Annotated in this window: 27 protein-coding genes; 10 read left to right on the top strand and 17 right to left on the bottom strand. The window is 72.8% G+C overall.

The genetic code is table 11. The features are described from left to right. Positions 1-324: 324 nt before the first annotated feature. Complete coding sequence (locus ABD371_RS20475; RefSeq protein ID WP_344478942.1) at positions 325-648, top strand: WhiB family transcriptional regulator; 324 nt, start codon at positions 325-327, stop codon at positions 646-648. A gap of 100 nt (positions 649-748) precedes the next feature. On the opposite strand, the gene ABD371_RS20470 is transcribed toward ABD371_RS20475, so the two are convergent. After that, positions 749-1,648: a LysR family transcriptional regulator gene (locus tag ABD371_RS20470; RefSeq protein ID WP_344478941.1), complete on the bottom strand. Its 900-nt coding sequence runs from the start codon at positions 1,646-1,648 to the stop codon at positions 749-751. 91 nt (positions 1,649-1,739) lie between these two features. On the opposite strand from ABD371_RS20470, the gene ABD371_RS20465 reads away from it, so the two are divergent. From ABD371_RS20465 to ABD371_RS20455, 3 genes are all read left to right on the top strand, one after another. Further along, on the top strand, positions 1,740-2,402 hold the full coding sequence (locus ABD371_RS20465; RefSeq protein ID WP_344478938.1) for an MOSC domain-containing protein: 663 nt from the start codon (positions 1,740-1,742) through the stop codon (positions 2,400-2,402). A gap of 89 nt (positions 2,403-2,491) precedes the next feature. Further along, positions 2,492-3,265: an SDR family NAD(P)-dependent oxidoreductase gene (locus ABD371_RS20460; protein WP_344478937.1), complete on the top strand. Its 774-nt coding sequence runs from the start codon at positions 2,492-2,494 to the stop codon at positions 3,263-3,265. A gap of 66 nt (positions 3,266-3,331) precedes the next feature. Continuing rightward, on the top strand, positions 3,332-4,384 hold the full coding sequence (locus ABD371_RS20455; RefSeq protein ID WP_344478935.1) for a hydroxyacid dehydrogenase: 1,053 nt from the start codon (positions 3,332-3,334) through the stop codon (positions 4,382-4,384). 82 nt (positions 4,385-4,466) lie between these two features. Here ABD371_RS20455 and groL read toward each other — a convergent pair whose 3' ends face one another. The 3 genes from groL to ABD371_RS20440 form a co-directional block, all read right to left on the bottom strand. After that, complete coding sequence (groL, locus tag ABD371_RS20450) at positions 4,467-6,089, bottom strand: chaperonin GroEL (RefSeq protein WP_344478934.1); 1,623 nt, start codon at positions 6,087-6,089, stop codon at positions 4,467-4,469. Between the two features lie 133 nt (positions 6,090-6,222). Further along, positions 6,223-6,531 (bottom strand): co-chaperone GroES, encoded by a 309-nt coding sequence (gene groES / locus ABD371_RS20445; protein WP_190121666.1) that lies wholly within the window; start codon positions 6,529-6,531, stop codon positions 6,223-6,225. A 326-nt stretch (positions 6,532-6,857) separates the two neighbouring features. After that, positions 6,858-7,814, bottom strand: coding sequence for a polysaccharide deacetylase family protein (locus tag ABD371_RS20440; protein ID WP_344478931.1), 957 nt, complete (start codon positions 7,812-7,814; stop codon positions 6,858-6,860). A 141-nt stretch (positions 7,815-7,955) separates the two neighbouring features. Between ABD371_RS20440 and ABD371_RS20435 the strand changes: the two genes are divergently transcribed. Beyond that, the gene (locus ABD371_RS20435) at positions 7,956-9,164 is read left to right on the top strand and encodes a THUMP-like domain-containing protein (RefSeq protein ID WP_381734043.1); all 1,209 of its coding nucleotides are present in this window, start codon (positions 7,956-7,958) and stop codon (positions 9,162-9,164) included. Between the two features lie 6 nt (positions 9,165-9,170). Here ABD371_RS20435 and ABD371_RS20430 read toward each other — a convergent pair whose 3' ends face one another. The 7 genes from ABD371_RS20430 to tsaB form a co-directional block, all read right to left on the bottom strand. Beyond that, positions 9,171-10,403 carry an RNA polymerase sigma factor gene (locus ABD371_RS20430; RefSeq protein WP_344478928.1) on the bottom strand — a complete coding sequence of 411 codons (1,233 nt, stop codon included), beginning with the start codon at positions 10,401-10,403 and terminating at the stop codon, positions 9,171-9,173. 50 nt (positions 10,404-10,453) lie between these two features. Continuing rightward, on the bottom strand, positions 10,454-10,810 hold the full coding sequence (locus ABD371_RS20425; protein WP_344478926.1) for a YciI family protein: 357 nt from the start codon (positions 10,808-10,810) through the stop codon (positions 10,454-10,456). A gap of 56 nt (positions 10,811-10,866) precedes the next feature. Next, entirely contained in the window at positions 10,867-12,339 is a 1,473-nt protein-coding gene (locus ABD371_RS20420) for an MFS transporter (RefSeq protein WP_344478923.1), read from the bottom strand. A gap of 123 nt (positions 12,340-12,462) precedes the next feature. Beyond that, positions 12,463-12,738, bottom strand: coding sequence for a hypothetical protein (locus ABD371_RS20415; RefSeq protein WP_190121671.1), 276 nt, complete (start codon positions 12,736-12,738; stop codon positions 12,463-12,465). After that, complete coding sequence (tsaD, locus tag ABD371_RS20410) at positions 12,735-13,862, bottom strand: tRNA (adenosine(37)-N6)-threonylcarbamoyltransferase complex transferase subunit TsaD (protein WP_344479224.1); 1,128 nt, start codon at positions 13,860-13,862, stop codon at positions 12,735-12,737. Before tsaD ends, ABD371_RS20415 begins: the two co-directional genes overlap by 4 nt. Beyond that, complete coding sequence (rimI, locus tag ABD371_RS20405; RefSeq protein WP_190122086.1) at positions 13,859-14,311, bottom strand: ribosomal protein S18-alanine N-acetyltransferase; 453 nt, start codon at positions 14,309-14,311, stop codon at positions 13,859-13,861. The genes tsaD and rimI overlap by 4 nt, the downstream gene beginning before the upstream one ends. Before the next feature lie 29 nt (positions 14,312-14,340). Further along, positions 14,341-14,994 (bottom strand): tRNA (adenosine(37)-N6)-threonylcarbamoyltransferase complex dimerization subunit type 1 TsaB, encoded by a 654-nt coding sequence (gene tsaB / locus ABD371_RS20400; protein WP_344478921.1) that lies wholly within the window; start codon positions 14,992-14,994, stop codon positions 14,341-14,343. Between the two features lie 115 nt (positions 14,995-15,109). On the opposite strand from tsaB, the gene ABD371_RS20395 reads away from it, so the two are divergent. After that, the gene (locus tag ABD371_RS20395) at positions 15,110-15,661 is read left to right on the top strand and encodes a hypothetical protein (protein ID WP_344478920.1); all 552 of its coding nucleotides are present in this window, start codon (positions 15,110-15,112) and stop codon (positions 15,659-15,661) included. Between the two features lie 98 nt (positions 15,662-15,759). Here the strand turns inward: ABD371_RS20395 and ABD371_RS20390 are convergent, their stop codons facing one another. The 5 genes from ABD371_RS20390 to ABD371_RS20370 all read right to left on the bottom strand — a co-directional run bounded on the left by ABD371_RS20390 (position 15,760) and on the right by ABD371_RS20370 (position 20,674). Beyond that, positions 15,760-16,020, bottom strand: coding sequence for a hypothetical protein (locus ABD371_RS20390; protein WP_344478918.1), 261 nt, complete (start codon positions 16,018-16,020; stop codon positions 15,760-15,762). A 182-nt stretch (positions 16,021-16,202) separates the two neighbouring features. Continuing rightward, positions 16,203-16,712 (bottom strand): tRNA (adenosine(37)-N6)-threonylcarbamoyltransferase complex ATPase subunit type 1 TsaE, encoded by a 510-nt coding sequence (tsaE, locus tag ABD371_RS20385; RefSeq protein ID WP_190121673.1) that lies wholly within the window; start codon positions 16,710-16,712, stop codon positions 16,203-16,205. Beyond that, a complete protein-coding gene (locus ABD371_RS20380; RefSeq protein ID WP_344478916.1) occupies positions 16,684-17,898 on the bottom strand; it encodes an alpha/beta fold hydrolase in 1,215 nt (404 codons plus the stop codon). The genes tsaE and ABD371_RS20380 overlap by 29 nt, the downstream gene beginning before the upstream one ends. Positions 17,899-18,002: 104 nt before the next feature. Next, on the bottom strand, positions 18,003-19,160 hold the full coding sequence (alr, locus tag ABD371_RS20375) for an alanine racemase (protein WP_344478915.1): 1,158 nt from the start codon (positions 19,158-19,160) through the stop codon (positions 18,003-18,005). A gap of 71 nt (positions 19,161-19,231) precedes the next feature. Beyond that, positions 19,232-20,674, bottom strand: coding sequence for an NAD(P)H-hydrate dehydratase (locus ABD371_RS20370; protein ID WP_344478913.1), 1,443 nt, complete (start codon positions 20,672-20,674; stop codon positions 19,232-19,234). 188 nt (positions 20,675-20,862) lie between these two features. On the opposite strand from ABD371_RS20370, the gene ABD371_RS20365 reads away from it, so the two are divergent. Continuing rightward, a complete protein-coding gene (locus tag ABD371_RS20365; protein WP_344478912.1) occupies positions 20,863-21,435 on the top strand; it encodes a hypothetical protein in 573 nt (190 codons plus the stop codon). A gap of 2 nt (positions 21,436-21,437) precedes the next feature. Beyond that, complete coding sequence (locus tag ABD371_RS20360) at positions 21,438-23,630, top strand: endoglucanase (protein ID WP_344478910.1); 2,193 nt, start codon at positions 21,438-21,440, stop codon at positions 23,628-23,630. A 78-nt stretch (positions 23,631-23,708) separates the two neighbouring features. Here ABD371_RS20360 and ABD371_RS20355 read toward each other — a convergent pair whose 3' ends face one another. Beyond that, positions 23,709-24,077 carry a holo-ACP synthase gene (locus ABD371_RS20355; RefSeq protein WP_344478909.1) on the bottom strand — a complete coding sequence of 123 codons (369 nt, stop codon included), beginning with the start codon at positions 24,075-24,077 and terminating at the stop codon, positions 23,709-23,711. 175 nt (positions 24,078-24,252) lie between these two features. On the opposite strand from ABD371_RS20355, the gene coaA reads away from it, so the two are divergent. Together coaA and ABD371_RS20345 are read left to right on the top strand one after the other, a co-directional pair. Then, positions 24,253-25,278 (top strand): type I pantothenate kinase, encoded by a 1,026-nt coding sequence (gene coaA, locus ABD371_RS20350; RefSeq protein ID WP_190122088.1) that lies wholly within the window; start codon positions 24,253-24,255, stop codon positions 25,276-25,278. Positions 25,279-25,288: 10 nt separating this feature from the next. Beyond that, positions 25,289-26,227: a DUF389 domain-containing protein gene (locus ABD371_RS20345; RefSeq protein ID WP_344478907.1), complete on the top strand. Its 939-nt coding sequence runs from the start codon at positions 25,289-25,291 to the stop codon at positions 26,225-26,227. Positions 26,228-26,397 lie beyond the last annotated feature (170 nt).

Here is a 26,397-nt window from a genome sequence, read left to right as displayed (position 1 = left end):
ACCAACGATGGTCACTCGAAAGAGTTACGGCCCGGAGCGGACTCTTCAGCACTTCACGCGAGAGGGCGTGCTCGGCGGTGCGGGCCTCCATACGGCCGAGGGGGAATGGTTCTTCTTTCATCCCTTATGCACCATTTAGCTGATTTTCTTCACTTTGGGTGGTGTCTGTGGCTAGATTCGTAATGAGTCATATTTACATCTACTAACACAGTAGATGTACGGTCGTGAGGCAGTGTGCGGGCGCCGGGTGCGGCTCGTGGCCCCTCCGCTCGCGCGACGCGACCTGACCGGATCCGCTCAGCACGGTTTCAAGGGGCAAGCGCTATGGCAGATTTCTCCCGCCTTCCCGGACCCAACGCCGACCTGTGGGACTGGCAGCTCCTCGCGGCCTGCCGGGGTGTGGACAGCTCGCTCTTCTTCCATCCCGAGGGGGAGCGGGGGGCCGCGCGCAGCGCGCGCGAGAACTCGGCGAAAGAGGTGTGCATGAGGTGTCCGGTCCGCGCCGAGTGCGCCGCGCACGCACTGGCGGTGCGAGAGCCCTACGGGGTGTGGGGCGGACTGACGGAGGACGAGCGCGAGGAGCTGATGGGCCGCGCGCGGCACCGGCTGGTCCCGGCGGCCAGCACGACGGGCACGGGGCAGGACTGACGCCCAGCCCTTCGCAGAAACGTTCCTGCACGGTTGCAGGTACGGGTACGGGTACGGGTACGGACACGAGCGCCGGTACGGGCGCGGAGGCCCGCCGGTGTCAGCGGGACGCCGCCAGGGCGAGCTGGTCGAGGGTGGCCGCGACCGCCGGGACCTGGGAGAGGTCCGGCAGGGTGAGGGCGACGATCTCCCGCACCACCGGCGGGTCGACCGTGATGGCGCGCGCGCCCTTGGGGCGTACCGACTCCAGCGCCAGCTCCGGCAGCACCGCGACCCCCAGACCGGCTCCGACCAGGCCGATCACGGCCGGGTAGTCGTCGGTGGCGAAGTCGATGCGCGGGGTGAAGCCGGCCTCCTCGCAGACCTCGACCAGCTGACGGCGGCAGCGCGGGCAGCCCGCGATCCAGGGGTCGCCGGCGAGATCGCCGATGGCGACCGCGCCCGCCCCGGCGAGCCGGTGCCCCTCGGGGACCAGCCCGACGAGCCGGTCGGAGAGCAGCGGCCGGACGATCAGGTCGTCCCACTCGCCCTCCCGCTCGGCGGCCCCGCCGTAGCGGAAGGCGAGCGCGATGTCGCAGTCGCCCTCGCGCAGCATCTCCACCGAGCGCGGCGGCTCGGCGTCGACGAGCGAGACCTGGGTGCCGGGGTGGGCGGCCCGGAGCGCGGCGAGGGCGGTGGGCACCAGGGTGGAGCTGCCGCTGGGGAAGGAGACCAGCCGGACCCGGCCCGCCCGCAGCCCGGCGATGGCCGCGATCTCCTCCTCCGCCGCGGTCAGCCCGGCGAGGATGCCGGAGGCGTGGCGCACCAGCACCTCTCCGGCCTGGGTCAGCCGCATCTCCCGGCCGGCGCGGATCAGCAGCGGGGTGCCCGCGGAGGTCTCCAGGGCCTTCATCTGCTGGCTGACGGCGGGCTGGGTGCAGCCCAGGGCGCGGGCGGCGGCGGAGAAGGAACCGGTGGTGGCCACCGCGCGCAGGACTCGGAGATGACGGGCCTCGATCACCTTTTCACTATAAGCACCCCTTGGGGATATAGGCAATTATTCGACAGATAGTTTGATGTTGGGGGATTGTTGAGGGATTAACGTGACGTTCATGAAGCTTCTGACCGTGAACACCGGCCTCACCCGCACCGTGGAATACAGCGATTTCCCCACCGCGATCGACAAACGGCCGGTCGAGGAAGCCGTGTGGGTGAGCGACCCCGGGCCCAAGGGCTCGGGCGGCAGCGGGCTCGCCGGCGACGCGATCGGGGACCGGCGTCACCACGGCGGGAGCGATCAGGCGGTGTACGCCTTCGCCCGCGAGGACCTGGACTTCTGGGAGGGCGAGCTGGGCCGCCCGCTGCCCAACGGCGTCTTCGGCGAGAACCTCACCACCCAGGGGCTCGATGTGAACAACGCCCTGATCGGCGAGTGCTGGCGGATCGGCGACCGGCTGGTGCTGGAGGTGACGTCCGGCCGTGTCCCCTGCCGCACCTTCGCCGAGTGGCTGGGCGAGAAGGGCTGGGTGCGGCGCTTCACCCGGCACGCCGGGACCGGGGCGTATCTGCGGGTCGTCGAGCCCGGCGCGATCCGCGCGGGCGACCCGATCGAGACGGTGCACCGGCCCGGCCACCGGGTGACGGTGAGCATGGCCTTCCGGGCCGGGACCATCGAGCGCGCGCTGCTGCCGGAGGTCCTCGCGGCGGGCGAGGCCCTCCATCCGGAGCTGCTGGCCAAAGCGCGGGAGTACGTCGCGAAGCACGGCGGCGCGTGAGCGTCGCCGGGGAAGCCGCCCCGGTGCCGGTGCCGGGTCCGCGGTGACCGGGTGCGGACGGTCACCGGCGGGGCACTAACGTGCCGCCTATGACGACTGCACTGATCACGGGAGCGACCGCGGGCATCGGGGCCGCGTTCGCGCGGCGGCTCGCCTCCGAGGGACACAACCTGGTGCTGGTGGCCCGCGACACCGCGAGACTCCGGGAACAGGCCACCGAGCTGCACGACCGGCACGGCGTCGAGGCCGAGGTACTGACCGCCGATCTGTCGTCGGAGGAGGGCATCTCGGCGGTCGAGAAGCGGCTCTCCGACCCCCGCGAACCGGTGGATCTGCTGGTCAACAACGCGGGCTTCGGCAATAAGGGGCGCTTCCTGGAAGTCTCCATGGAAGACGAGCTGACCATGCTGAAGGTGCACTGCGAGGCGGTCCTCCGGCTCACCGCGGCGGCGGCGCGGAGCATGCGGGAGCGGCGCAGGGGCGCTGTCGTCAATGTGGCCTCGGTGGCGGCCTTCGTCCCCCGGGGCACCTATGGCGCGTCCAAGTCGTGGGTCGTGCAGTTCACCCAGGGCGCGGCCCGGGACCTGGCCGGATCGGGAGTGCGGCTGATGGCGCTCTGCCCCGGTTTCGTCCGTACCGAATTCCATCAGCGCGCCGGGATGGGGACCGAGAACATCCCCGGCTGGATGTGGCTGGACGCCGACCGGCTGGTGTCGGCGGCGCTGACGGATCTGGCGCGCGGAAAGGCGGTCTCGATCCCGGACCCCCGGTACAAGGCGCTGATGGGACTGGTGAAGCTGGCCCCCCGGGGCGTACTGGGCGGCATCAGCTCCAAGACCGGCCGCAAGTACGGCCCGCAGTAAGCGGGAAGACCGGGGGCGGGGGCGGTTGCGTCATGGCGTGCGTACCTCGGGGGTACAGCTCCCGCCATGGGGAACTCCGCCGAACCGCCGCACCACGCCGCCCCCGGCCGCCGACCCGAAGTGCTGCTCGCCATGGGCCCGGGCGTCGCCGAGCGCCTGCTCACCGCCCGCCACCGCGAGCGGCTCACCGCACTCGCCCGCACCGACCCCGGGCTGATCGCCCACGACCTGACCGACCCCGGCCCCGCCGTACGAACCGCCCTCTCCACCGCCGAGACCCTGCTGACCTGCTGGGGCGCTCCCCCGCTCACCGCGAGCGCCCTCGCCGCCGCACCCCGGCTGCGCGCGGTCGTGCACGCCGCCGGATCCGTGAAACAGCACATCACCGAGGCCTGCTGGGAGCGCGGACTCGCCGTCTCGTCCGCGGCCGAGGCCAACGCGCTGCCGGTCGCCGAGTACACGCTCGCCGCGATCCTCTTCGCGGGCAAGGGGGTGCTGCGCTCGGCGCGGCGGTACGCCGAGCTGCGCGCGGGCCATGACTGGGGCCGGGAGCTGAGCGGGGCCGGGAATTACCGCCGTACGGTCGGGATCGTCGGCGCGTCCCGCGTCGGGCGGCGGGTGATCGAGCTGCTGCGCCCCTTCGACCTGCGGGTTCTGTTGTACGACCCCTATGTGGACGAGGCCGGGGCCCGGGCTCTGGGGGCGGTGTGGAGCGGGCTGGACGCGCTCTGCGCGGGCAGTGACATCGTCTCGGTGCACGCTCCGGAGCTGGCGTCGACCCGCCGGCTGATCGACGGCCGCCGGCTGGCGCTGCTGCCGGACGGGGCGACCCTGATCAACACCTCGCGCGGGTCGCTGGTCGACGGGACGGCGCTGCTGCCGGAGCTGGTCTCGGGCCGGCTGCACGCGGTGCTCGATGTGACCGATCCCGAGGTGCCGGACGCCGCCTCGCCGCTGTACGGGCTGCCCAATGTGCTGCTCACCCCGCATGTCGCCGGTTCGCTCGGCAATGAGCTGCACCGGCTGGCGGACCGGGCCCTGGACGAGCTGGAGCGGTACGCCCGGGGGCTGCCGTTCGCCCGGCCGGTGTCGGCGGCGGGGCTGGAGCGGGAGGCCTGAGAAAGCCGCCGGGCCCGGCACCCCCGTGAGAGGGTGCCGGGCCCGGCGGACTTCAGTGCCGACTGTGCGTCAGCGCCGTGCGTCAGTGGGAGTGACCGTGGCCGTGACCGGCGTCGGCCTCTTCCTCGGCCGGCTTCTCGACGACCAGGGTCTCGGTCGTGAGCAGCAGGGACGCGATGGAGGCGGCGTTCTCCAGGGCGGAGCGGGTGACCTTGACCGGGTCGATGACGCCGGCCTTCACCAGGTCGCCGTAGTCGCCGGTGGCCGCGTTGTAGCCCTGGCCCTTGTCCAGCTCGGCGACCTTGGAGACGATGACGTAGCCCTCCAGGCCGGCGTTCTCCGCGATCCAGCGCAGCGGCTCGACGGCGGCGCGGCGGACGACGGCGACACCGGTGGCCTCGTCGCCCTCCTTGCCGAGGTTGCCCTCGAGGACCTTGACGGCGTGGACCAGAGCGGAGCCACCACCGGAGACGATGCCCTCCTCGACCGCGGCGCGGGTCGCGGAGATGGCGTCCTCCAGACGGTGCTTCTTCTCCTTCAGCTCCACCTCGGTGGCGGCGCCGACACGGATCACGCAGACACCGCCGGCCAGCTTCGCCAGGCGCTCCTGGAGCTTCTCGCGGTCCCAGTCGGAGTCCGTGGACTCGATCTCGGCCTTGATCTGCGCCACGCGGCCGGTGATGTCCGCGGAGTTGCCGCCACCGTCGACGATGGTGGTGTCGTCCTTGGAGATGGTCACGCGGCGGGCGGAGCCCAGCACGTCCAGACCGGCCTGGTCGAGCTTGAGGCCGACCTCTTCGGCGATGACGGTGGCGCCGGTGAGGACGGCCATGTCCTGGAGCATCGCCTTGCGGCGGTCGCCGAAGCCGGGGGCCTTGACGGCCACGGCGTTGAACGTGCCGCGGATCTTGTTGACCACGAGGGTGGAGAGCGCCTCGCCCTCGACATCCTCGGCGATGATCAGCAGCGGCTTGGAGCCACCCGCCTGGATGACCTTCTCCAGCAGCGGGAGCAGGTCCTGGATGGAGGAGATCTTGCCCTGGTTGATCAGGATGTACGGGTCGTCGAGGACGGCCTCCATACGCTCCTGGTCGGTGACCATGTACGGCGAGAGGTAGCCCTTGTCGAAGGCCATGCCCTCGGTGAAGTCGAGCTCCAGGCCGAAGGTGTTGGACTCCTCGACGGTGATGACACCGTCCTTGCCGACCTTGTCCATGGCCTCGCCGACCAGCTCGCCGACCTGCTGGTCCTGCGCGGAGAGCGCGGCGACGGCGGCGATGTCGGCCTTGTCCTCGATGGGACGGGCGGTCGCGAGGAGCTCCTCGGACACGGCCTTGACCGCGGCGTCGATGCCCTTCTTCAGGGAAGAGGGGGAGGCGCCGGCGGCGACGTTGCGGAGGCCCTCGCGGACCAGCGCCTGCGCGAGCACGGTGGCGGTGGTGGTGCCGTCACCAGCGATGTCGTTGGTCTTGGTGGCCACCTCCTTCACCAGCTGCGCGCCGAGGTTCTCGTACGGGTCGTCGAGCTCGACCTCACGGGCGATCGTGACACCGTCGTTGGTGATGGTGGGAGCGCCGAACTTCTTGTCGATGACGACATTGCGGCCCTTGGGGCCGATGGTCACCTTCACGGTGTCGGCAAGCTTGTTGACGCCGCGCTCGAGGGCGCGACGGGCGTCCTCGTCGAACTTCAGGATCTTCGCCATGGAGCGTTTCAGTCCTCTTCGTGATACGAACAGCGCCCCCAGCGCCCGGATATGAAGGTCAGCGGGGGCCAGGGGCGCGGTTCAAAAAACAAACGGGGTACGGAGACTCCGGGGCGAGCCCCGGTAATCCGACCTACTTCTCGATGATCGCGAGAACGTCGCGCGCCGAGAGGACGAGGTACTCCTCGCCGTTGTACTTCACCTCGGTGCCGCCGTACTTGCTGTACAGAACGACGTCGCCGGTCTTGACGTCGAGCGGCAGGCGCTCGCCGTTCTCGAAGCGACCCGGGCCGACCGCGAGGACGACGCCCTCCTGGGGCTTCTCCTTCGCGGTGTCCGGGATGACCAGGCCAGAGGCAGTGGTCTGCTCGGCGTCGAGCGGCTGGACCACAATGCGGTCCTCGAGCGGCTTGATGGCAACCTTGGAGCTGGTGGTCGTCACGGTCCGGCCTCCCCCTTCGGAGATCTCGGGGTTTAACTGTCTGGGGTGGCGACCAGGTCGATCCGTCGTCGCGGGTGCCGGACCTGCCCTGTCGCGCATTGGCACTCTCCGGTGGGGAGTGCCAGACCCGAGACTATGACCGCGATTAGCACTCGGTCAAGCGGAGTGCCAATACAGCGCCCTGATGGCGCGATCACGAGGGGGCGCGCGACGGCCTCCGAGGGCGCGGACCGGACCCCCGCGCGCCGGACGGGAACGGCCGGACGGGACCCGAGCGACCCCGCCGGACCCACCGGACCGGACCCGCCGGACCCGCCGGACCCGGCCTAGACGTAGTCCTCCAGCCGGGCCACCGCGTACCCCTTCTCCGTCACCGTCCGCATGACCTGCCGGATCATGTCGGGCATCGTGCCCTCCCAGTCCTCCGTGCCCCGGAAGTGGGTGAGGATGATGTCGCCCGGGTGCAGATCCCGGTCCCACTCGCGCCACTCCATGTGGTCGGGGAAGGCCTCGGCCGCCCAGAGCGGCACCGCCTTGACCCCGCAGGCACTGGCCGCGCGCAGGGTGTCCTGGTTGTAGTTGCCGTACGGCGGGCGGAAGAGCGGCGGGCGCTTGCCGTAGAGCCTGGCGAGGTTGGACTGCTGGCCGCAGATCTCCCGCTTCTGCGCGCTGTACGACAGTCCGGGCATGTAGCGGTGGTTCAGGGTGTGGTTGTGGAGCGCGACGCCCCGGTCGCGCATCTCGCGGAAGTAGCCGTAGTTGTCGTTGATCACGTAGTCGCTCAGAAAGGCGCTGTACGGGATCTGGAGCTCCGACATCATCCGCAGCAGCTCGGGGTCCTTCTCCGTGCCGTCGTCGATGGTCAGGAAGACGACCCGCTCGGTGACCGGCACCGTGGTGAAGACCGGCGGCAGATACTCGCCGCCCTCCACTTCGAAGCCCTTGCGGGTGGTGATCACGGGCTTGACCGCGGGCGGCGGGGGCGCGGCCAGCGGGGTGCGGTCCAGGCCCCATTTGCGGGCGGCGACGGCCCGCAGGGCCTGGGACTTCCTGACGCTCTCCGCGCGGTCCGCCGGGGAGCCGCCCGGTCCCCCCGGTCCCCCCGCGCCGCCCGGACCTCCCGGGCCCGCCGCCCCGCGCTCCTTGACCGTCCGGGCGGTGTCGCGCTGCGCGCCTTCGCGTTCGCCGGTCGTCTCGGCCGCGCACGCCGAGCCGAGCAGGGCGACCAGCAGGGCGGCCGCGAGCCCACAGCGCCGGGGCGATGAGAGGGATTTTTCCATCATGTTTCCGGTTTGTCTGGTTAGCTGCATGGCGCTGGATCCTGTCAGCACGGGCCCCGTCGCACCGGCCGACACCTCCGGCCGGGCCGGACGGTCCCCCCGGCTGGCCCACACGCCCCCCGACACTTGGCCCACAATGTCCAGGTGAACGACCTCTCCCCGCTCCTCACCGACGAGGGCCAGTCCCTGCTCGCCGCGCTCCGCGACTTCAACCCCGCCCAGGAGCTGGCGATCGCCACCCGACTGCGCCGCGACCACCCGGCCGAGCTGGTCTCGGCCGCCATCGGACAGGCCCGGCTGCGCCAGCGCGCGGTGGCGAAGTTCGGCGCGGAGGACGCGTACCGGATGTACTTCACCCCGAACGGCGTCGAACAGGCGACCCGCAAGTCCGTCGCCGAGTACCGGGCGGCCCGCTTCGCCGCGCTCGGCGTGGGCTCGGTCGCGGATCTGTGCAGCGGCATCGGCGGCGACGCCATCGCGCTCGCGCGGGCCGGCATCCGGGTCCTGGCCGTGGACCGCGACCCGCTGACCGCCTCGGCGGTACGGGCCAACGCGGCGGCCCTCGGGCTCGCGGAGCTGATCGAGGTCCGCGAGGCCGATGTGACGGAGATCGACACCTCGGGGTACGACGCGGTCTTCGTCGACCCCGCGCGCCGGGGCGGCCGGGGCCGGGTCTTCGACCCGGAGGCCTACTCCCCACCGCTGTCCTGGGCGATCGAGGCGGCCAGGGCCCGCCCGCACGCCGCGCTCAAGATCGCGCCGGGGGTCCCGCACGAGCTGGTGCCGGAGGATTTCGACGCGGAGTGGATCTCGGACGAGGGCGATGTGAAGGAGGCGGTGCTCTGGCGCGGGGCACGCCCGGACGCCGGGAGCACCGGACCGGGGAACACCGGGAGCACCGGCCCCGGGATCGCCGCGACCCTGCTGCCCGGCCCGCGCACCCTCACCGGCCGGGGGCTGCCCGACCCGCGGGTCCGCCCGGTCGGCCGCTATCTGTACGAGCCGGACGGCGCGGTGATCCGCGCGCATCTGGTCGCCGAGGCCGCCGAGGCGCTGAACGGCGGACTGATCGACGAGACCATCGCGTACATCACCTCGGACGAACCGCACCCCGGCACGCCCTTCGCGACCGGGTACGAGATCACCGATGTCCTCCCGTTCCATCTGAAGCGGCTCAAGGCGCTGCTCCGGGAGCGCGGGGTGGGGTCGCTGACGGTGAAGAAGCGCGGCTCGGCGGTGGAGCCGGAGGAGCTGCGCCGCAAGGTGAAGCCGCAGGGGCCGCACTCGGCGACGGTCTTCCTGACCCGGGTCGCGGGCGCTCCCGCCATGCTGATCGGCCACCCCGCCGAGTAGGCGGGCTCAGCCCTCCTCGGCGCGCTCCAGCAGCAGTTCGCGCTCCCGCTCATTGCGGGTGAGCCCGGCCGCGCGGCGGAATTCCTCGCGGGCCTCGGCCGTCCGCCCGAGCCGGGCCAGCAGATCGCCCCGGACGCTGGGCAGCAGGTGGTAGTCCTTCAGCGCGGGCTCCGCCGCGAGGGCGTCGACCAGCTCCAGGCCAGCGCCGGGCCCTTCGGCCATGGAGATCGCCACCGCCCGGTTCAGCTCCACCACCGGCGAGGGGACCGCCGCGACCAGCTGTCCGTACAGCGCGGCGATGGTCGCCCAGTCGGTGTCCTCGTAGCGGATCGCCCGTGCGTGGCAGGCGGCGATCGCCGCCTGGAGGACGTACGGGCCCGGGGTACCGCCCCTCTCGGTCGCGCGGCCGAGCGCGGCGAAGCCCCGGCGGACGAAGAGCTGGTTCCAGCGGGTGCGGTTCTGGTCGGCGAGCAGCACCGGGCGGCCGTCCGGGCCGGTCCTGGCGGGGATCCGCGAGGTCTGGAGCTCCAGCAGCGCGACCAGTCCGTGCGCCTCGGGCTCCCCGGGCATCAGGGCGGCGAGCACCCGCCCCAGCCGGAGGGCGTCCTCGCACAGGGCGGGGCGGAGCCAGTCGTCGCCCGCGGTCGCCGAGTACCCCTCGTTGAAGACGAGGTAGATCACTTCCAGTACGGAGTCCAGCCGGGCCGCCCGGTCGGGTCCGTACGGCACCTCGAAGGGGACGCCGGCCCTGGCGAGGGAGCGCTTGGCGCGGACGACGCGCTGGGCGATCGTCGGCTCCGCGGCGAGGAAGGCCCGGGCGATCTCCTCGGTGGTGAGGCCGCCGAGCAGCCGCAGGGTGAGCGCGATCCGGGCGTCCGTGGAGAGCACCGGATGGCAGGCGGTGAAGATGAGCCGGAGCATGTCGTCGTCGATGTCGTCGACGCCCGGCGGCTCCGGCGGGGGGATGTCCTCCAGGCTCCGCCCGACCTCCGCGAGCTTGCGCGCGTAGGTCTCCTTGCGCCGCACCAGGTCGATCGCCCGGTGCTTGGCGGTGGCCATGAGCCAGGCGGCCGGCTTCTCCGGCACGCCCGACTCCGGCCACTGTTCCAACGCGGCGACCAGAGCGTCCTGCGCGATCTCCTCGGCGATGCCCACGTCTCTCACGATGCGGGTGACACCGGCGATGATCCGCGCCGACTCGATCCTGAATACGGTCTCCACCGCGCTCGCTGTCGTCACCGGGCCATCAGAGCAGCCGGGCGGCGCGGGGGCAAACAACGGCCCGGTGCTCAGCCCTCGGCGATCTCACGGATCTCGGAGGTGATCGTCCAGTACTCCTCGTGGACCTGGAGGAAGCGCTTGGTCCACTCCAGCGCCTCGGCCCGGTCCTTGGCCTGGATGAGGGCGAAGCCGCCGATGACCTCCTTGGTCTCGGTGAAGGGGCCGTCGGTGTAGCTGATCCTCCCGTTGGACCAGGTGACCCTGGTCGCCTCGGAGGTGGGGGTCAGACCGCCGGTCTCCAGCAGGACTCCGGCCTTGGTCATCTCCTCGATCAGCTCGCCCATCCGCCGCATCAGCCCTTCGCTGACACCGCCGGCGGGGACGTCGTTCTCGTCGACGCGGACCATCGTCAGAAAGCGCGGCATGGTGACTCCTCGGTGGTTCTGTACGGCCGGCGGGGCCGTTTCCCCGCCGCTCACCCCTATGTCGAACGGGAGACCGCCGGATCGACATCCCCTCCGGAATTATTTTCGGAACTCTCCCGGGGGGCCACCGGGGAGGTGCGGGCGCGGCCCGGCAGCAGGGCCAGCGCCACCGGGGCGGCCACCACGAGCAGCCCGGCGCACACCCAGTAGGCCGCCCGGTAGCCCTCCGCGAGCGCCGCCGGGCCGGTGCCGGACCCGGTGACGTTGCCGGCGGCCGTGACCAGGACGGCGAGGCCGAGCGAGCCGCCGATCTGGCGGGAGCTGTTGAGCAGTCCGGCGGCCATGCCGACCTCGGCGGGCGGCACCTCGGTGGTCGCGGCCGTGCCCAGGGGCACGAAGCTGAGGCCGATGCCGAGGCTGGCGAGGAGCGAGGGCCAGAGTATGGAGTACGCGAAGCTCCCGTCGGGGGTCGCGGTGAGGGCGAATCCGGCGAGTCCGGCCGCGCCGAGCAGCCCGCCGAGCGCCAGCAGGCCCCGGGCCCCGACGGCGGCGAGCGTCTTGGCGGCGATCAGCGAACCGGCGACCACTCCGGCGCAGAAGGGCAGGAAGGCGACGCCCGTCGCGGTGGCCCCGTAGCCGAGCACCTGCTGCATGTGGAGCGAGCAGAAGTAGAACGCGGCGAACTGGCCGGAGCTGAGAAGCAGCGAGAAGACGTTCGCGCCGAGCACGGGACGTATCCCGAGGAGTCCGATCCGCAGCAGCGGACGGCTGGTACGCGTCTCCACGGCGGCGAACGCGGCGAGCAGCACGGCGGACGCGCCGAGCGTCAGCAGCGTGGGGGCCGAGCCCCAGGGCTGGGACTCGGTGCGTACGACGCCGAGCACCAGCAGCGACATACCGGCGGTGACCAGCAGCGCTCCGCCGATGTCGAGGCGCGGCGCGGTGGCCGGGTCGCGGGTGGCGGGGAGTCCGGCGCGGGCGGTGGCGAAGAGGGCGAAGAGCACGATGGGGACGTTGACCAGCATCACGGCCCGCCAGCCGGTCGCGTCGGTGAGCATTCCGCCCGCGAGCAGTCCGACGGCCCCGCCGGTGGCCCCGGCCGTGCCCCATCTGCCGAGCGCCCTGGACCGGGCGGGTCCGGCGGCGTAGGTGACGGTGATCAGGGTGAAGGCGACGGGGGCGAGGGCCGCCGCGCCGATGCCCTGGGCGGCGCGGGCGGCGATCAGCGCGCCCGGCGACTGGACGAGGCCGCCGATCAGGCTCGCCAGGCCGAATATCGCGAGTCCGGCGGTGAGGACGCGGCGGCTGCCGAGGATGTCGGTGAGCCGGCCGCCGAGCATCAGCAGCCCGCCGAAGGTGAGCGCGTACGCGCCGACGACCCATTGCAGGGCGTCGGGGGTGAAGCCGAGGTCGTCGCGCATGTCGGGCAGCGCCACATTGACCACGGACATGTCGAGTGCCACCAGGAACTGCGCGGTGAGCACGGCGGTCAGGACCCAACGGGCCTCTCTCGCTTGGCTGTTCATCATGTCTTCTTCTTCGGCAGATCCTTTCGGCCCCTTGACGCGGCACGTTGCCGTACGCGCGCGGAAACAGGGCGTGGGGCTCGCGGGGAAGAGGACGGGAGTGGCCGAGCCGAGCCGGTCAGCCGGTCAGCCGGTGCCGAGGGACTCGAACCGCCAGCGGTGCACCGCCCTGGTGATCAGGTCCGCCGAGGGCTCGGGCAGCTCCGGCAGCGCCGCCCCCTCCTCCGCCGGGGCCTCCCACCAGGTCATCACCAGCACCCGGTCCTGCCCGGCGCGGAAGGTCTCCCGGCGCAGCGGCTCCCGCGCCGTCCGCTGGGCGCGGGCCCACTCCAGCAGCTCCGCGCCCCGGCCCCGGGCGGCCCGGGCCTCCCACATCAGCGTGATGACGCGCGGCGCGGTCATGAGTAGAGGTTGTCCTTGCTGATCTCGTGCACATGGTCGTGGTCATGGCTGTGGCCGTGGCCGTGCGAGTGGCCGTGGGCCCCGGGCACATGGGGGTCCGTCACCGGGAGCGAGGAGTCCGCCGACAGCTCCAGGTCCGACGGGGGCCGGTTGCGCGCCACCATCTCCGCGCCGAGCGCCGCGACCATCGCGCCGTTGTCCGTGCAGAGTCCGGGCCGGGGCACCCGCAGCCGGATGCCGGCCCGCTCGCAGCGCTCCTGGGCGAGCGCCCGCAGCCGGGAGTTGGCGGCGACGCCGCCGCCGATCATCAGATGGTCGACCCCCTCGTCCACACAGGCCCGTACCGCCTTGCGGGTCAGCACATCGACCACGGCCTCCTGGAAGGACGCCGCCACGTCCCGTACCGGCACCTCCTCGCCGGAGGCGCGCTTGGCCTCGATCCAGCGGGCGACCGAGGTCTTCAGCCCGGAGAAGGAGAAGTCGTACGCGGGGTCCCGCGAGCCGCTCAGTCCGCGCGGGAAGGCGATCGCCTTCGGGTCGCCCTCGCGCGCCAGCCGGTCGATCACCGGGCCGCCGGGGAAGCCGAGGTCGAGGACTCGGGCGATCTTGTCGAAGGCCTCGCCCGCCGCGTCGTCGATGGTCGAGCCCAGCGGCCGTACATCGCTGGTGATGTCGGGGGCGAGCAGCAGCGAGGAGTGCCCGCCGGAGACCAGCAGCGCCATCGTGGGCTCGGGGAGCTTGCCGTGCTCCAGCTGGTCGACGCAGATGTGCGAGGCCAGGTGGTTCACCCCGTAGAGCGGTTTGCCGAGGGCGTACGCGTACGCCTTGGCCGCCGACACACCCACCAGCAGCGCCCCGGCGAGGCCGGGCCCGGCGGTGACCGCGATGCCGTCGAGGTCGCGGGCGGAGATCCCGGCCTCCTTCAGGGCCCGCTCGATCGTCGGGACCATCGCCTCCAGATGCGCCCGGGAGGCGATCTCGGGGACCACTCCGCCGAAGCGGGCGTGGGTGTCCACGCTGGAGGCGACGGCGTCGGCGAGCAGGGTCGTGCCGCGCACGATGCCGACACCGGTCTCGTCGCAGGAGGTCTCGATACCGAGTACCAGCGGTTCGTCAGCCATCAGTAAACATTCCCTTGCACATGGAGCCGCATGACGAGCGCGTCGACATTGCCGGGCTGGTAGTAGCCGCGGCGGAATCCAATGGGCTCAAAACCGAAGCGCTCGTACAGCTTCTGGGCCCTGATGTTGTCCACCCGCACTTCGAGGAGGACCTCGTCGCACTCGAAGGCGGTGGCGTGGCGCAGCAGATCGGTGAGGAGCCGGGCGCCGAGGCCGGTGCCCCACTGCTCGCGGGCGACGGCGATCGTCTGGACGTCGCCGAGGCCGCCGGCCGCCGCGAGGCCGCCGTATCCGACGATCTTCCCGTCGGACTCGGCGACGGCGTAGCGGCGGGTGGCGCGCGGGCCGCGGGCGTGGGCCAGTTCGGACCAGAACATCCCGGCCGACCAGGCGTCCTCCGGGAAGAGGGTGTGTTCGAGGTCGAGTACGGGCTCAAGGTCCCACCAGCGCATCTCGCGCAGCACGGGCTCCGAGGCGGTGCTCACTTCGGGGTGACCACCTTGTAGTTCTTCGGCACCTGGGCGTCCGGCCTGCGCAGATAGAGCGGCAGCGGGGGGAGGAACTCCTCGCCCCGGGCGAGCTTCCCGGCGGCCAGCGAGGCGAGCGCGCCGGCGGAGACGTACTCGGGGTCGCGGGCGTCGGGGAAGGCGTCGGGGTAGAGCAGGGCCCCCGCGCCGACGGCGGGCAGTCCGGCGAGGGACTCGGCGATGTCGGCGGGGCGGTCCACGGCGGGCTCGCCGACGCGCTCGCGCGCGTTGGCGTACCTGGCCCAGTAGACCTCCTTGCGGCGGGCGTCCGTGGCGACGACGAAGGGCTCGTCGAGGCCGGAGGCGTACGCGAGGCCGTCCAGGGTGCACAGCCCGTACACCGGCACGCCCAGCGCGGAGCCGAAACTGGCGGCGGTGACGAGGCCGACCCTCAGCCCGGTGTACGGGCCGGGGCCGACGCCGGTGACGACGGCGGTGACGGAGTCGAGTTTCACCCCGGCCTCGGCGAGGACCCGGTCGACGGCGGGCAGCAGCAGCTCGCCGTGCCGGCGCGCGTCCACCCGACTGGACTCGGCGATGACGGAGACGCCGTCGTGAAGGGCGGCGGTGACGGCGGGGGTGGCGGTATCCACGGCGAGCAAGAGCACGCAAACAGCCTACGGCTCCCGCGCGGGCGGTTGCGGCGCCCCGGTGCGACGGGCGGCTGCTGCTACGGTCGCCCGAAGACATAAACATTCAAAAGACCGCGAAAGGTGGGACACCGTGGCACGGAGGAGTTCGGGACTGGTGGCCGGGCTCACGGCGGTCGCGCTGGCCGCCGTCGGTTTCCTCGCCTACCAGGCCTCGGCGAGCGTCCCCGACACCTTCGGCGCGGCCGGCCGGCCGAACGCGGCCCCCTCGGCGAAGGCACCCGAGCAGAAGCCGAGGGACCCGCTCGCGCTGCCCCCGGACTCCGGCTCCGGCACCCGGGTCGTCTACGCCGTGACCGACCGTCGGGTATGGCTGGTGACGGGGAAGCGGAAGGTGAGCCGCACTTTCCAGATCATGCCGTCGACGGTGCACCCGCCGCCCGGTTCGTACGCGGTGACCTCCCGCTCCGGGCAGGTCTCGGGGTCGGACGGGGTCGCGATCGAGCATGTGGTGCGGTTCGCGAGCGTGGGCGATGTGGTGGTCGGCTTCAGCGCGGCGGTCAACGGCTCGCTGGCGGAGCCGGACCCGGACAAGCGGACGGGCGGTGTCCGGATGATGCGGGCGGACGGGGACTCGATGTGGCGGTTCGCCACGATCGGCACCAAGGTGGTCGTGGTCCCGTAGGCGGTTTCGCGGGCCGGGAGACCCGCCGCGAATACGCTCGTACGCGTGACCCTGCGGGCGGGCGCCGACTGGACGGCCGGCCCGCGCCCGGAGCGGGGTCAGGCGGCGTCGCGGCCCACGGCCCGGGGCCTGGAGACCTCGGCCCTGGCCAGACTGGGGCGGACCGGCGCGGCCGGAGCCGGCGGCGGGGTGGAGACCGCGCGGGCCGCCGCGCAGGAGGCCAGCAGATCGCGCATCGAGGGCGGGGCGGGCGCGGCGGACAGGGCGGACGCGGTCAGAACGGGCGGCCGTGACGGCTCGGCGGACCGCCGGGGCCCATGGGCCGTACGGGGCTGGGACTCGCGCTCGGACGCCGACATGGTTGCCTCCCGGATCACGGGGCCAGGCCTGGTTAGGTAAACCTAACCCGCTCTCCGTACCATGTGAACACGCCCGGCCGGGCCCGCGCAACATTTTCCCGACATGTTGTCGGAATATCCAGAGCCCCGGCCGTCCCGCGTGTCCCCCGGCCCCTCCGGCCGGGCTTCGGCCCGGACTCCGGTCAGACCCCGGCCAGCTCCACGCCCGCCCAGCGCGCGCCGTACCCCGTCAGGGCGACCTGGCGGCGGTCGTCGTCCGTGTCGCCGACGACGCGGTGGATCACCACATGGAGCCGGCCGTCGGAGAGGTCCTCGACCTTGCCGTCGCCCCACTCCACGACCACCACCGACTCCGGGAGCGACACGTCGAGATCGAGATCCTCCATCTCGTCCAGACCGCCGCCGAGCCGGTAGGCGTCCACATGGACCAGGGCCGGGCCGCCCGTCAGGGAGGGGTGGACCCGGGCGATGACGAAGGTGGGCGAGGTGACCGCGCCGCGCACGCCGAGGCCTTCGCCGAGGCCCCGGGTGAGGGTGGTCTTGCCCGCGCCCAGCTCACCGGTGAGCATCACCAGATCGCCGGGGCGCAGCAGTTTCGCGAGCCGTCGTCCCAGTTCCCGCATCTGTTCGGCGGAGTCGACGGCGAGGTGGGCGGCGGACGTCTCAGCCGCCGGGCTGTGCGGTGCTTCCATACGGGCCAACGTTAGCGGCTGACGGCACGGCCCCGACCCGGGCGAGCAGATCGGCGAGCCGGTCGGTGACCGCCTCGGGGTGCTCCAGCATCACCAGATGCCCGGCGTCCGGGACGATGACCAGCTCCGCGTCGGGCAGCAGATCGGCGATCGCCTCGCTGTGCGTGCTGGGGGTGACCAGGTCCCGGTCCCCGGCGAGCACCAGCACCGGCACGGCGCGGAAGGCGGCCAGGTCGGCGGCCTTGTCGTGCTCGTCGAAGGCGGGGTAGAACTCGGCGACCACATCGATGGGGGTGCTCTCGATCATCCGCTCCGCGAACCGGGCCACCGCCGGGTCCACCTCCTTGGAGGAGAAGGAGTAGCGCTTGATCAGGCCCGCGAAGAGATCGGCGGTGGCCCGCCGGCCGCGCTCCACCAGCTCGGTCTGCGAGCCGAGGGCGCGCAGCACCCCGGGGAGCACCCGGCGCACCGCGTTGACCCCGGCGACCGGGAGCCCGTAGTCGACCTCGCCGAGCCTTCCGCTGGAGGTGCCGACCAGGGCGACGCCGACGACCCGGTCCCGGATCAGCTCGGGGAACTGGTGGGCGAGCGCCATCATCGTCATGCCGCCCATGGAGTGGCCCACCAGCACCAGCGGGCCCTCGGGGGCCGCCGCGTCGATGACGGCCTTGAGGTCGCGGCCCAGCCGGTCGATGGAGACGGGCACCCGGTCGGGGCCGGACTGGGAGGCTCCGCGCGCGGAGCGGCCGTGGCTGCGCTGGTCCCAGTGGACGGTGCGCACCAGTCCGCGCAGGGCGGCGCGCTGGAAGTGCCAGGAGTCCTGGTTCAGGCAGTAGCCGTGGCTGAAGACGACGGTGACGGGGGCGGGCCTCTTGCGGCCGAAGAGCCTGCGCCGGCGGGTCGCGGCGGTCCCCGGGCCGGGCTCGCCGGGCGGAGCCGGGTCACCGATCTCGTCCGTCTCGTAGTAGAGCTGGGTGCCGTCGTCGGCGGTCGCCCTGCCGGGGGTGCCGCGCAGCGCGCCGTACGGCCCGGTGACGTCGAGGGCGAGCTGTGCCTTGCGCCGCAGCGAGCGGCCCACGGTGAGCCGCTCGACGGCGACCCCGGCCGCCGCGCCCGCCGCGATCACGCCCAGCGCCGCGCCCGCGATGCCCGCGCGCCGCCAGTTGCCCGTGCTGGTGTCGCTCACCGTGCCGCTCTCCTCGCCGTCGTGCCTCGCCGGTGCCGGTCCGGCCGGTCCGGTTCCCGCTCAGTCGCGCCGTCGCGCCGATACGCCGTCGCGTCCTCGGCCCGTCAGGCCTGCGTCGGGTGCAGATGGATCCGGGGGACCCGGGACCCGATGCGGGTGACGATCTCGTACGCGATGGTGTCGGCGGCCTCCGCCCAGTCCTGCGCGGTGGGCTCGCCCCGGGTGCCGGGGCCGAAGAGGATCGCCTCCGCGCCCTCCTGGATCTTGCGTCCGCCGAGGTCGACGACGAACTGGTCCATCGCGATCCGTCCGGCGGCCCGGTGCCACTCGCCGCCGATCATGACCGGGGCGCGGCCGGAGGCGTGGCGGGGGATGCCGTCCCCGTATCCGGCGGGGACGAGTCCGAGGGTGGTCTCCTCGGCGGTGATGTAGTGGTGGCCGTAGCTGACGCCGTGGCCGGCCGGGACCCGCTTCACCAGGGCGACGGAGGCGGCGAGCGTCATGACGGGCCGCAGGCCCAGCTCCTGGGCGGTGCCCAGCTCGGGGGCCGGGGAGACGCCGTACATCGCGATGCCGGTGCGCACGAGGTCGAAGTGGGACTCGGGGAGGGTGAGCGTGGCCGGGGAGTTCGCCAGATGGCGGACCTCGGGGTCGACGCCCTCCCCCTCGGCGTACGCGACCATCTCGCGGAAGAGGGCGAGCTGGCGGTCGACGGAGGGGTGGCCCGGCTCGTCGGCGCAGGCGAAGTGGGACCAGAGGCCGGTGACGGTGACGGCGCCCTCGGCCTGGGCCGCGAGCGCGGCGGCGACCAGCTCGGGCCAGTCGGCGCTCTGACAGCCGTTGCGGCCGAGGCCGGTGTCGGCCTTGAGCTGGATCCGGGCGGGCCGGCCCGCCTCGCGGGCGGCGGCGGTGACCTCGGCGAGCGCCCACATCCCGCTGACGGACATGTCGAGGTCCGCCTCGATCCCCTCCCGCCAGGGGTCGCCCGGGGCCCACAGCCAGCACATGATCCGCCCGGGGATCCCGGCCGCGCGCAGCGCCAGGGCCTCCTGCGGGGTGGCGGTCCCCACCCAGGTCGCCCCGGCCTCGATCGCCGCGCGTGCGCACGGGACCGCGCCGTGTCCGTACGCGTCCGACTTCACGACCGCCATCAGGGCGGCGCGGGGCGCGCGGGCCCGCAGCGAGCGCACATTGGCGCGCAGGGCGGCGAGATCGATCTCGGCACGGATTCGGCCGGGCGGCGGCGGTGGTGTCTGGGTCATCGCGGCAATTCTCTCAGAGCCCCGCGCCACGCCCTCACTCGACAGGGCCCGCTCCCGGCGGGCCCGGCGCGTCAGTCGACGGCGCGGACGTCGTGCCAGGCGGCCGGGAGGGCCCGCGCGACCTCGGAGGAGGTGAGGGGGACGCCCCGGGCGGCGGCGATCCGGGCGGCGAGGCCGTGGAGGTAGGCGGCGGCGGTGCCGGCGTCGTACGGGGAGAGCCCGGCGGCGAGCAGGGAGCCCGCGAGGCCGGAGAGGACGTCGCCGCTGCCGGCGGTCGCGAGCCAGGGGGTGCCCATCGGGTCGACCCGTACGGGGATCCGCCCGCCGGGCTCCGCGATCAGCGTGGTCGAGCCCTTGAGCAGCGTCGTCGCCCCGTAGCGCGCGGCGAGTTCGCGCACGGCCGCCAGCCGCGCCGACTCCACCTCCTCCCGGGCGACCCCGAGCAGCGCCGCGGCCTCCCCCGCGTGCGGGGTGAGCAGGGTCGGGGCGGTGCGCCGCCGTACGTCCCCGGGGTCGAGCAGCCGCAGTCCGTCCGCGTCGACCAGCACCGGCACTCCGGAGGCGAGCACCTCGCGCACCGCGTCCCGGTCCTCCCCCAGCCCCGGGCCGACCACCCACGCCTGGACGCGGCCCGCCCTCGCGGGCGGTCCGGCGTGCACCAGGGTCTCCGGGAAGCGGGCGACGACCGCTTCGGCCGCGTGTCCGACGTACCGCACCGCGCCCGCCCCGCCGCGCAGCGCGCCCGCGACGGCGAGGAGCGCAGCGCCGGGGTAGCGGGCGGACCCGGCGACGACGCCGACGACGCCGCGCCGGTACTTGTCGCTCTCGCCGGACGGTTCGGGCAACAGCGCGGCCACGTCGTGGTGTTGCGGGGACTCCAGTTCCGGCACCGACGGCAGCACCGGTTCGAGGCCGATGTCCACGAGCCGGACGGTCCCGGCGAGGGCGCGGGCGGGGTCGATCAGCAGCGCCGGCTTGTGGACGCCGAAGGTAACGGTGACGTCCGCGCGCAGCGCCTCGCCGAGCACCTCGCCGCTGTCCGCCTCGACCCCGCTGGGGAGGTCGACGGCGACGACGACGGCATTGGAGCCGCGCGCGGCGCGGGCGACGGGGATCGCGTCGGGGCGGAGCCCGCCCCGGCCGCCGATGCCGGTGATCCCGTCGACGACCAGATCGGCGGAGGCCAGCACCGCGAAGGGGTCCTCGGCGACCCGGCCGCCCGCGCGGGTGAGGGCGGCGAGCCCGGCGGGGTGGGCCCGGCCGGGGGCGAGCGGCACGACGTGCACCCCCGCCCCCCGGCGGGCGAGCGCCGCGCCCGCGTAGAGGGCGTCCCCGCCGTTGGCCCCCGCGCCGACCAGCAGGACGACCCTGGATCCGTACACCCGGCCGAGCAGTTCGGCGCAGACGGCGGCGAGCCCGGCGGCGGCCCTCCTCATCAGCGCGTCCTCGGGCAGCCGTGCGATCAGCTCTGCCTCGGCGCTTCTGACGGTCTCCACGCGGTAAGCGGTACGCATGATCCCGAGTCTGCCGCAGCGGCGGCCTCCGCGCCGGGCGAACGGCCGGGCGGCGGGGCGCGGTTCCGGCGGGCCGGGCGGGCGGAACAGTCCGTGACGAAGGGTTGACGAACCCTCAAGTGGAACTTAGGTTTGCCTTACCTAAGCGGCACTGGCTCTGTGTCCGCACTTCGAAAGGTGTCCCCTCCATGCGTTCTGCCGTCCGCACCGCCTCGCGCGCCACCCTCGCCGCAGCCGGAGCCGCCGCCCTCACCCTGGGCCTGGCCTCCTCCGCCTCGGCGGCCACCGTGGACCGCACGATCAACGACGGCGGAACGCCGTACACCCTCTCGGTGACCGCGCCCTCCACGGCCCCGGCCTCCGGCGCCAACGTCAATGTCACGGGCAGCGGCTACAACCAGTCCCAGGGCATCTACGTCGGCCTCTGCGCCGTCCCTGCGGGCGTCGACGTCAACGACAAGACCACCTGGAACAGCAAGCCCACCCCGTGCCTGGGCGGCCAGGACGAGGCCGGCTCCACCGGCGCCTCGCACTGGATCAACAACACCTGGTACTGGATGTCCCCGAACAACTCCTCGCCCTACACCGACGGTGCGAACGGCACGGGCACCTTCCATGTGAACATCCACGTCAAGGCGAAGATCAGCGCCTCCGTCACCTGCGGCCAGGGTGGAGTCACCTGCGCCATCGTCACCCGCGCCGACCACTTCGACAGCAACGACCGCAAGTACGATGTCTACGTTCCGGTGACCTTCTCCTAATCATGCCCTCACGCACCAAAAGACCCCTACGGGGAAGCCGGGTCCTGGCCACCGCGCTGCTGCTCGCGGCGGGCCTGACCGCCGCGGGCCCGGCGCGGGCGGCCGACCCCGGCGAGGGCACCGGCCCCACCGGCCAGAAGCTGACCGTCTCCGCGGCCAAGGACCTGGACCCGGCCGGCCAGCGCGTCACCGTGACCGGTTCGGGCTACGACCCCCTCCAGGGCATCTATCTGGCCCTCTGCGTGCTTCCGAAGAAGCCCGGCGAGGCCCCGAGCCCCTGTCTGGGCGGCATGGATCTGACCGGCGGGTCGGGCTCCTCCCTCTGGATCTCCAACAACCCGCCGTCGCACGGCGTGGGCCTCACCCGGCCCTTCACCGTGAAGGACGGCAAAGGCGGTTTCACCTTCGATCTGAACATCAAGATCAAGGACAGCAACGCCGACTGCGGCCAACAGGCCTGCGGCATCATCACCCGCGCCGACCACACGGACATCGGCGACCGGGACCAGGACGTCATCGTCCCCGTCACCTTCGGCAAGGCCACACCGCCCGCCCCCGAGGTTCCCCCCGGCACGGTGCGCCACGCCGAGGTGCGCCAGTACGTGCCGCAGAACGGCGTGGTGGACGCCGAGGTGGACGCGGCCAACGGGCGGCTCTACGTCAGCAGCGTCGGCAGGACCGTCGGCGAGGTCGTCAAGGGGCGGCTCTCGGTCTACGAGACCGGGTCCGGCGCCCTGGTCGGGGAACCCGTCGAACTGCCGGGCGTCGCCCAGTCGATGGCGCTCGACGGCGACTCCGGCGAGCTGCACCTCGGACTCGACCGCCGGGTGGCCACGTACATCCCCCAGTCGGGCCTGCTCTTCGACGAGCGGACCCCCGTGGCGGACATGAGCGTCGGACTGCTGGCGATGGACCCGGCCGCGGACCGGCTCTATGTCACCAACAAGAGCTACGCCGCGCCCACGGTGACGGTCTACGACACCAGGAACGAGAAGTGGAAGGCGGTCGGCGAGCCCGTCAAGCTCGCCGCCATGGCGCACGATCTCTCCGTGGACACCGAACGGCACCGCGGCTACGCCGTCGCCATGGGCCCGGTCGCCGGGCAGCCGCACTTCATCAACCATCTCGACTCGATCGACGGAGCCACCGGCAAGCGCGTCGACACACTCAGCCTCGGCACCGGCAGGCTGGGCAGCCAGGGCGTGACCATCGACTCCGAGGGGGGCACCGGTTACGTCGCCAACATCGCGGACAACTCGATCCACACCGTGGACCTGGAGGCCAACAAGGTCACCGGCTCGGTCGTGGTCAGCGGCAACCCGAAACACCTCGCGTACGACTCCGGCACCAAAACGCTCTACGCCGCCCAGACCACGGGCGGCACGGTCGCCGTCGTGGACGTGGCGCGGCACAAGGTCGTCCAGACGCTGGAGACCGGCAAGCGGCCCACCGGCCTGGCCCTGGACGCCGAGAACCACACGCTGTTCACGGTCTCGAACGGAACGGGCGCGGTCGTCCAGACCCAGCGTCAGGTCTCGCCGTCGGTGACCGCCGAACCGAAGGCGGTCTCGGTGCGGGCGGGCAAGCAGGCGGTCCTCAAGGCCACCGCCGCGGCGACCCCCGAGCCGAAGGTCTCCTGGGAGGTCAGCGCCGACGACGGCGGCAGCTGGCAGCCGATCTCCCACGCCTACGGCACAGAGTTCTCCTTCAGGGCGACCGTGGAGCACGACGGCAACCGCTACCGCGCCGTGTTCTCCAACCCGGTCGGCAGCACCCGCTCGGCGGGGGCCGAGGTGACCGTCACCGCGGCACCCGACCCCGACCCGGATCCCGACCCGGATCCGTCGCCGAGCGAGGAGGAACCGGATCCCGACCCCGATCCGGACCCGGACCCGGAACCCGACCCCGGTGACTCCGGCGGGTCCCAAGGCTCCGCCGGAGGCTCGGGCGGCACCGGCTCCACCGGCGGCTCGGACTCGGGAGGCCTGAGCACCTCCGGCGGCACCGGAAGCTCAGCCTCCGGCGGCACAGCGGGCGGCTCCACCAGCGGCTCCACCGGCGGGGCGTCCGCCCACGGCGGGGACGGCAGGCTCGCCTCCACCGGCTCCGCCATGATCCCGATCGCCATCGGCGCGGCGATCCTGACCGCCGCCGGCGCGGCGGCCGTGATGCTCCGCCGCCGCATCCCGGCATAAGCCGGGACCAGACCGGCTCGGCCCCCTCCCGCTCATCGGCCGGGAGGGGGCCGAGCCATGCCCGGCGGCCCGCGTGGCTCACCCCTCGGCGATCACCACCGCCGACGCCACCCCCGCGTCATGGCTCAGCGAGATGTGCCAGGACCGCACCCCCAGCTCCTCGGCCCGCGCCGCGACCGTCCCGTACACCCGAAGGCGCGGCCGGCCGTTCTCCTCGACGTACACCTCGGCATCGGTCCAGTGCAGCCCGGCGGGCGCGCCGAGCGCCTTGGCCAGCGCCTCCTTCGCGGCGAACCGCGCCGCCAGCGAGGCGGGCCCGCGCCGCTCCCCGCTGGGCAGCAGCAGCTCGCTCTCCAGGAAGAGCCGCGCCGCCATGCCCGGCGTACGCCTCAGCGACGCCGCGAACCGGTCGATCTCCGCGACATCGATCCCCACCCCAATGATCATCCGCTCACTCCACCGTCACCGTTCCGCCGGACTCCCGGCCGTCCGCCATCATGGCAAACCACGGCCGACGGCCGACGTAACCCACGATTGCCGCACATGTCGGGGTCCCGCGACGACCGCGCGTGACCGAGCACACCACCCGTAAGCCCCGCGCACCCCCGACAATGTGAGGGTGATCTCTTCGCCGCCACAGAGCACACGGGCCGCCTCGCCGGGCTCGCCCTCCGCCGCCCACCGCCGGGCCGAGCACGGGCCGACCCCGTACGTCGACCTCACCCGCGCCGAGTGGAGCGCCCTGCGGGACAAGACGCCGCTGCCGCTGACCGCCGAGGAGGTCGAGCGGCTGCGCGGCCTGGGCGACGTCATCGACCTGGACGAGGTACGGGACGTCTATCTGCCGCTCTCCCGGCTGCTCAACCTCTATGTCCAGGCCACCGGTGAGCTGCGCGGCGCGCTGAACACCTTCCTCGGGGACGCGGGACACGGCCAGGGCGAGCAGCGCGGCACCCCCTTCGTCATAGGGGTCGCCGGCTCGGTCGCCGTCGGCAAGTCCACCGTCGCCAGGACCCTTCAGGCCCTGCTCGCCCGCTGGCCCGAGCACCCGCGCGTCGAGCTGGTGACCACGGACGGCTTCCTCTACCCGATGAAGGAGCTCCAGTCGCGCGGGCTGATGTCGCGGAAAGGTTTCCCCGAGTCCTACGACCGGCGGGCCCTGACCCGCTTCGTCGCCGACATCAAGGCGGGCAAGGACGAGGTCAGCGCGCCGGTCTACTCCCACCTGATCTACGACATCGTCCCCGACGAGCGCCTGGTCGTCCGCCGGCCGGACATCCTGATCGTGGAGGGCCTCAACGTCCTCCAGCCCGCCCTGCCGGGCAGCGACGGCCGCACCCGGATGGGCCTCGCGGACTACTTCGACTTCTCGGTGTACGTGGACGCCCGCGCCGACGACATCGAGCGCTGGTATCTGAGCCGCTTCCGCCAGCTGCGCGAGACCGCCTTCCAGAACCCGTTCTCGTACTTCCGGAAGTACACCCAGGTCTCCGAGGAGGAGGCCCTGAACTACGCCCGCACCATGTGGCGCACGATCAACAAGCCCAACCTCCTGGAGAACGTGGCTCCCACCCGCGGCCGTGCCACGCTGGTGCTGCGCAAGGGCCCGGACCACAAGGTCCAGCGGCTGTCGCTGCGCAAACTCTGAGGAGCCCCGTGTGCTGCATCTGCGCCTGATCACCCCGGCCGACCGCACCACCGAGGTGGTGCGGCTGGTGGAGCGGACCGTTGGCACCACGCATCTGGCCGTGGTGCCGGGCGCGGCGCTCCATCCGGCGGGCGATCTGGTGATGTGCGACGTGGCGCGGGAGGCGGGGGACGAGCTGATCGACGCGCTGCGGGGGCTCGGGATCGACGAGTGCGGCTCGATCGCCGTCGAGAACATCGACCTCTCGCTCTCCCAGCGCGCCGACGAGGCGGAGCGGGAGGCCCCCGGCGAGGGGGCCGACGCGGTGATCTGGGAGCAGCTGGCGGACGCGTCCCACGAGGAGTCGACACTCTCCGTGACCTACATCGCCTTCCTGTCGCTGGCGACGATGATCGCGGCCTGCGGGGTGGTGCTGGACAACGCGATCCTGATCGTGGGCGCGATGGCGGTGGGTCCTGAGTTCGGCCCGCTGGCGGGGGTCTGCACCGGGCTGGTGCAGCGGGCTCCGAAGCTGCTGTGGCGCTCACTGGTGGCGCTGGTGATGGGGTTCACGGCGGCCATGGCGATCACCGTGGGGTTCAGCTTCCTGATGGCCTGGCTCGGCCAGTTCGATGTGGCGCAGTTGGAGGCGGCCCGGCCCAATACGAGCTTCATCTACCAGCCGGACACCTTCTCGCTGGTGGTGGCGGTGCTGGCGGGCATCGCCGGGATGCTGTCGCTGACGTCGTCGAAGTCGGGGGCGCTGGTGGGGGTGGCGATCTCGGTGACGACGGTCCCGGCGGCGGCGAACGCCGCGGTGGCGTTCTCCTTCCAGGAGTACCGGCAGGCCTGGGGCTCCGCCGAGCAGCTGCTGCTCAATCTGCTGGGCATCGCCCTCGCGGGGACGCTGACCCTCGTCGTCCAGAAGATCTTGTGGTCCCGCCGGCACAGGGTGCCCCGCACCGGCTGACCCACAGGGCCTTCAGCCCGTCCGGGGCTCCCCCCGGGCAAAGCCGTGGGGAGATCGAGGGCGGGCCCTGCACGACAAGGGCCCGCACCCGATCATCTGTCCAGGAGGTCAATTCCAGCCCGTCCGGGGTCCCCCGGGCGAAGCCCAGGGCGAAACTGAACCACCCGGCC

This window comes from Streptomyces amakusaensis (assembly GCF_039532665.1).
Taxonomy (GTDB): Bacteria; Actinomycetota; Actinomycetes; order Streptomycetales; family Streptomycetaceae; genus Streptomyces; species Streptomyces amakusaensis.
The sequence above is the reverse complement of the archived record's forward strand: the minus strand, read 5'-3'. Positions and strand labels throughout refer to the sequence as shown.

Excerpts from the sequence above, each read along its gene's own strand:
- ABD371_RS20475 (WP_344478942.1), top strand. The coding sequence starts at position 325 with ATGGCAGATTTCTCCCGCCTTCCCGGACCCAACGCCGACCTGTGGGAC.
- ABD371_RS20465 (WP_344478938.1), top strand. The coding sequence starts at position 1,740 with ATGAAGCTTCTGACCGTGAACACCGGCCTCACCCGCACCGTGGAATAC.
- ABD371_RS20460 (WP_344478937.1), top strand. The coding sequence starts at position 2,492 with ATGACGACTGCACTGATCACGGGAGCGACCGCGGGCATCGGGGCCGCG.
- ABD371_RS20455 (WP_344478935.1), top strand. The coding sequence starts at position 3,332 with ATGGGGAACTCCGCCGAACCGCCGCACCACGCCGCCCCCGGCCGCCGA.
- groL (WP_344478934.1), bottom strand. The coding sequence starts at position 6,089 with ATGGCGAAGATCCTGAAGTTCGACGAGGACGCCCGTCGCGCCCTCGAG.
- ABD371_RS20440 (WP_344478931.1), bottom strand. The coding sequence starts at position 7,814 with ATGATGGAAAAATCCCTCTCATCGCCCCGGCGCTGTGGGCTCGCGGCC.
- ABD371_RS20425 (WP_344478926.1), bottom strand. The coding sequence starts at position 10,810 with ATGCCGCGCTTTCTGACGATGGTCCGCGTCGACGAGAACGACGTCCCC.
- ABD371_RS20420 (WP_344478923.1), bottom strand. The coding sequence starts at position 12,339 with ATGATGAACAGCCAAGCGAGAGAGGCCCGTTGGGTCCTGACCGCCGTG.
- ABD371_RS20415 (WP_190121671.1), bottom strand. The coding sequence starts at position 12,738 with ATGACCGCGCCGCGCGTCATCACGCTGATGTGGGAGGCCCGGGCCGCC.
- rimI (WP_190122086.1), bottom strand. The coding sequence starts at position 14,311 with ATGCGCTGGTGGGACCTTGAGCCCGTACTCGACCTCGAACACACCCTC.
- ABD371_RS20390 (WP_344478918.1), bottom strand. The coding sequence starts at position 16,020 with ATGTCGGCGTCCGAGCGCGAGTCCCAGCCCCGTACGGCCCATGGGCCC.
- tsaE (WP_190121673.1), bottom strand. The coding sequence starts at position 16,712 with ATGGAAGCACCGCACAGCCCGGCGGCTGAGACGTCCGCCGCCCACCTC.
- alr (WP_344478915.1), bottom strand. The coding sequence starts at position 19,160 with ATGACCCAGACACCACCGCCGCCGCCCGGCCGAATCCGTGCCGAGATC.
- ABD371_RS20370 (WP_344478913.1), bottom strand. The coding sequence starts at position 20,674 with ATGCGTACCGCTTACCGCGTGGAGACCGTCAGAAGCGCCGAGGCAGAG.
- ABD371_RS20365 (WP_344478912.1), top strand. The coding sequence starts at position 20,863 with ATGCGTTCTGCCGTCCGCACCGCCTCGCGCGCCACCCTCGCCGCAGCC.
- ABD371_RS20360 (WP_344478910.1), top strand. The coding sequence starts at position 21,438 with ATGCCCTCACGCACCAAAAGACCCCTACGGGGAAGCCGGGTCCTGGCC.
- ABD371_RS20355 (WP_344478909.1), bottom strand. The coding sequence starts at position 24,077 with ATGATCATTGGGGTGGGGATCGATGTCGCGGAGATCGACCGGTTCGCG.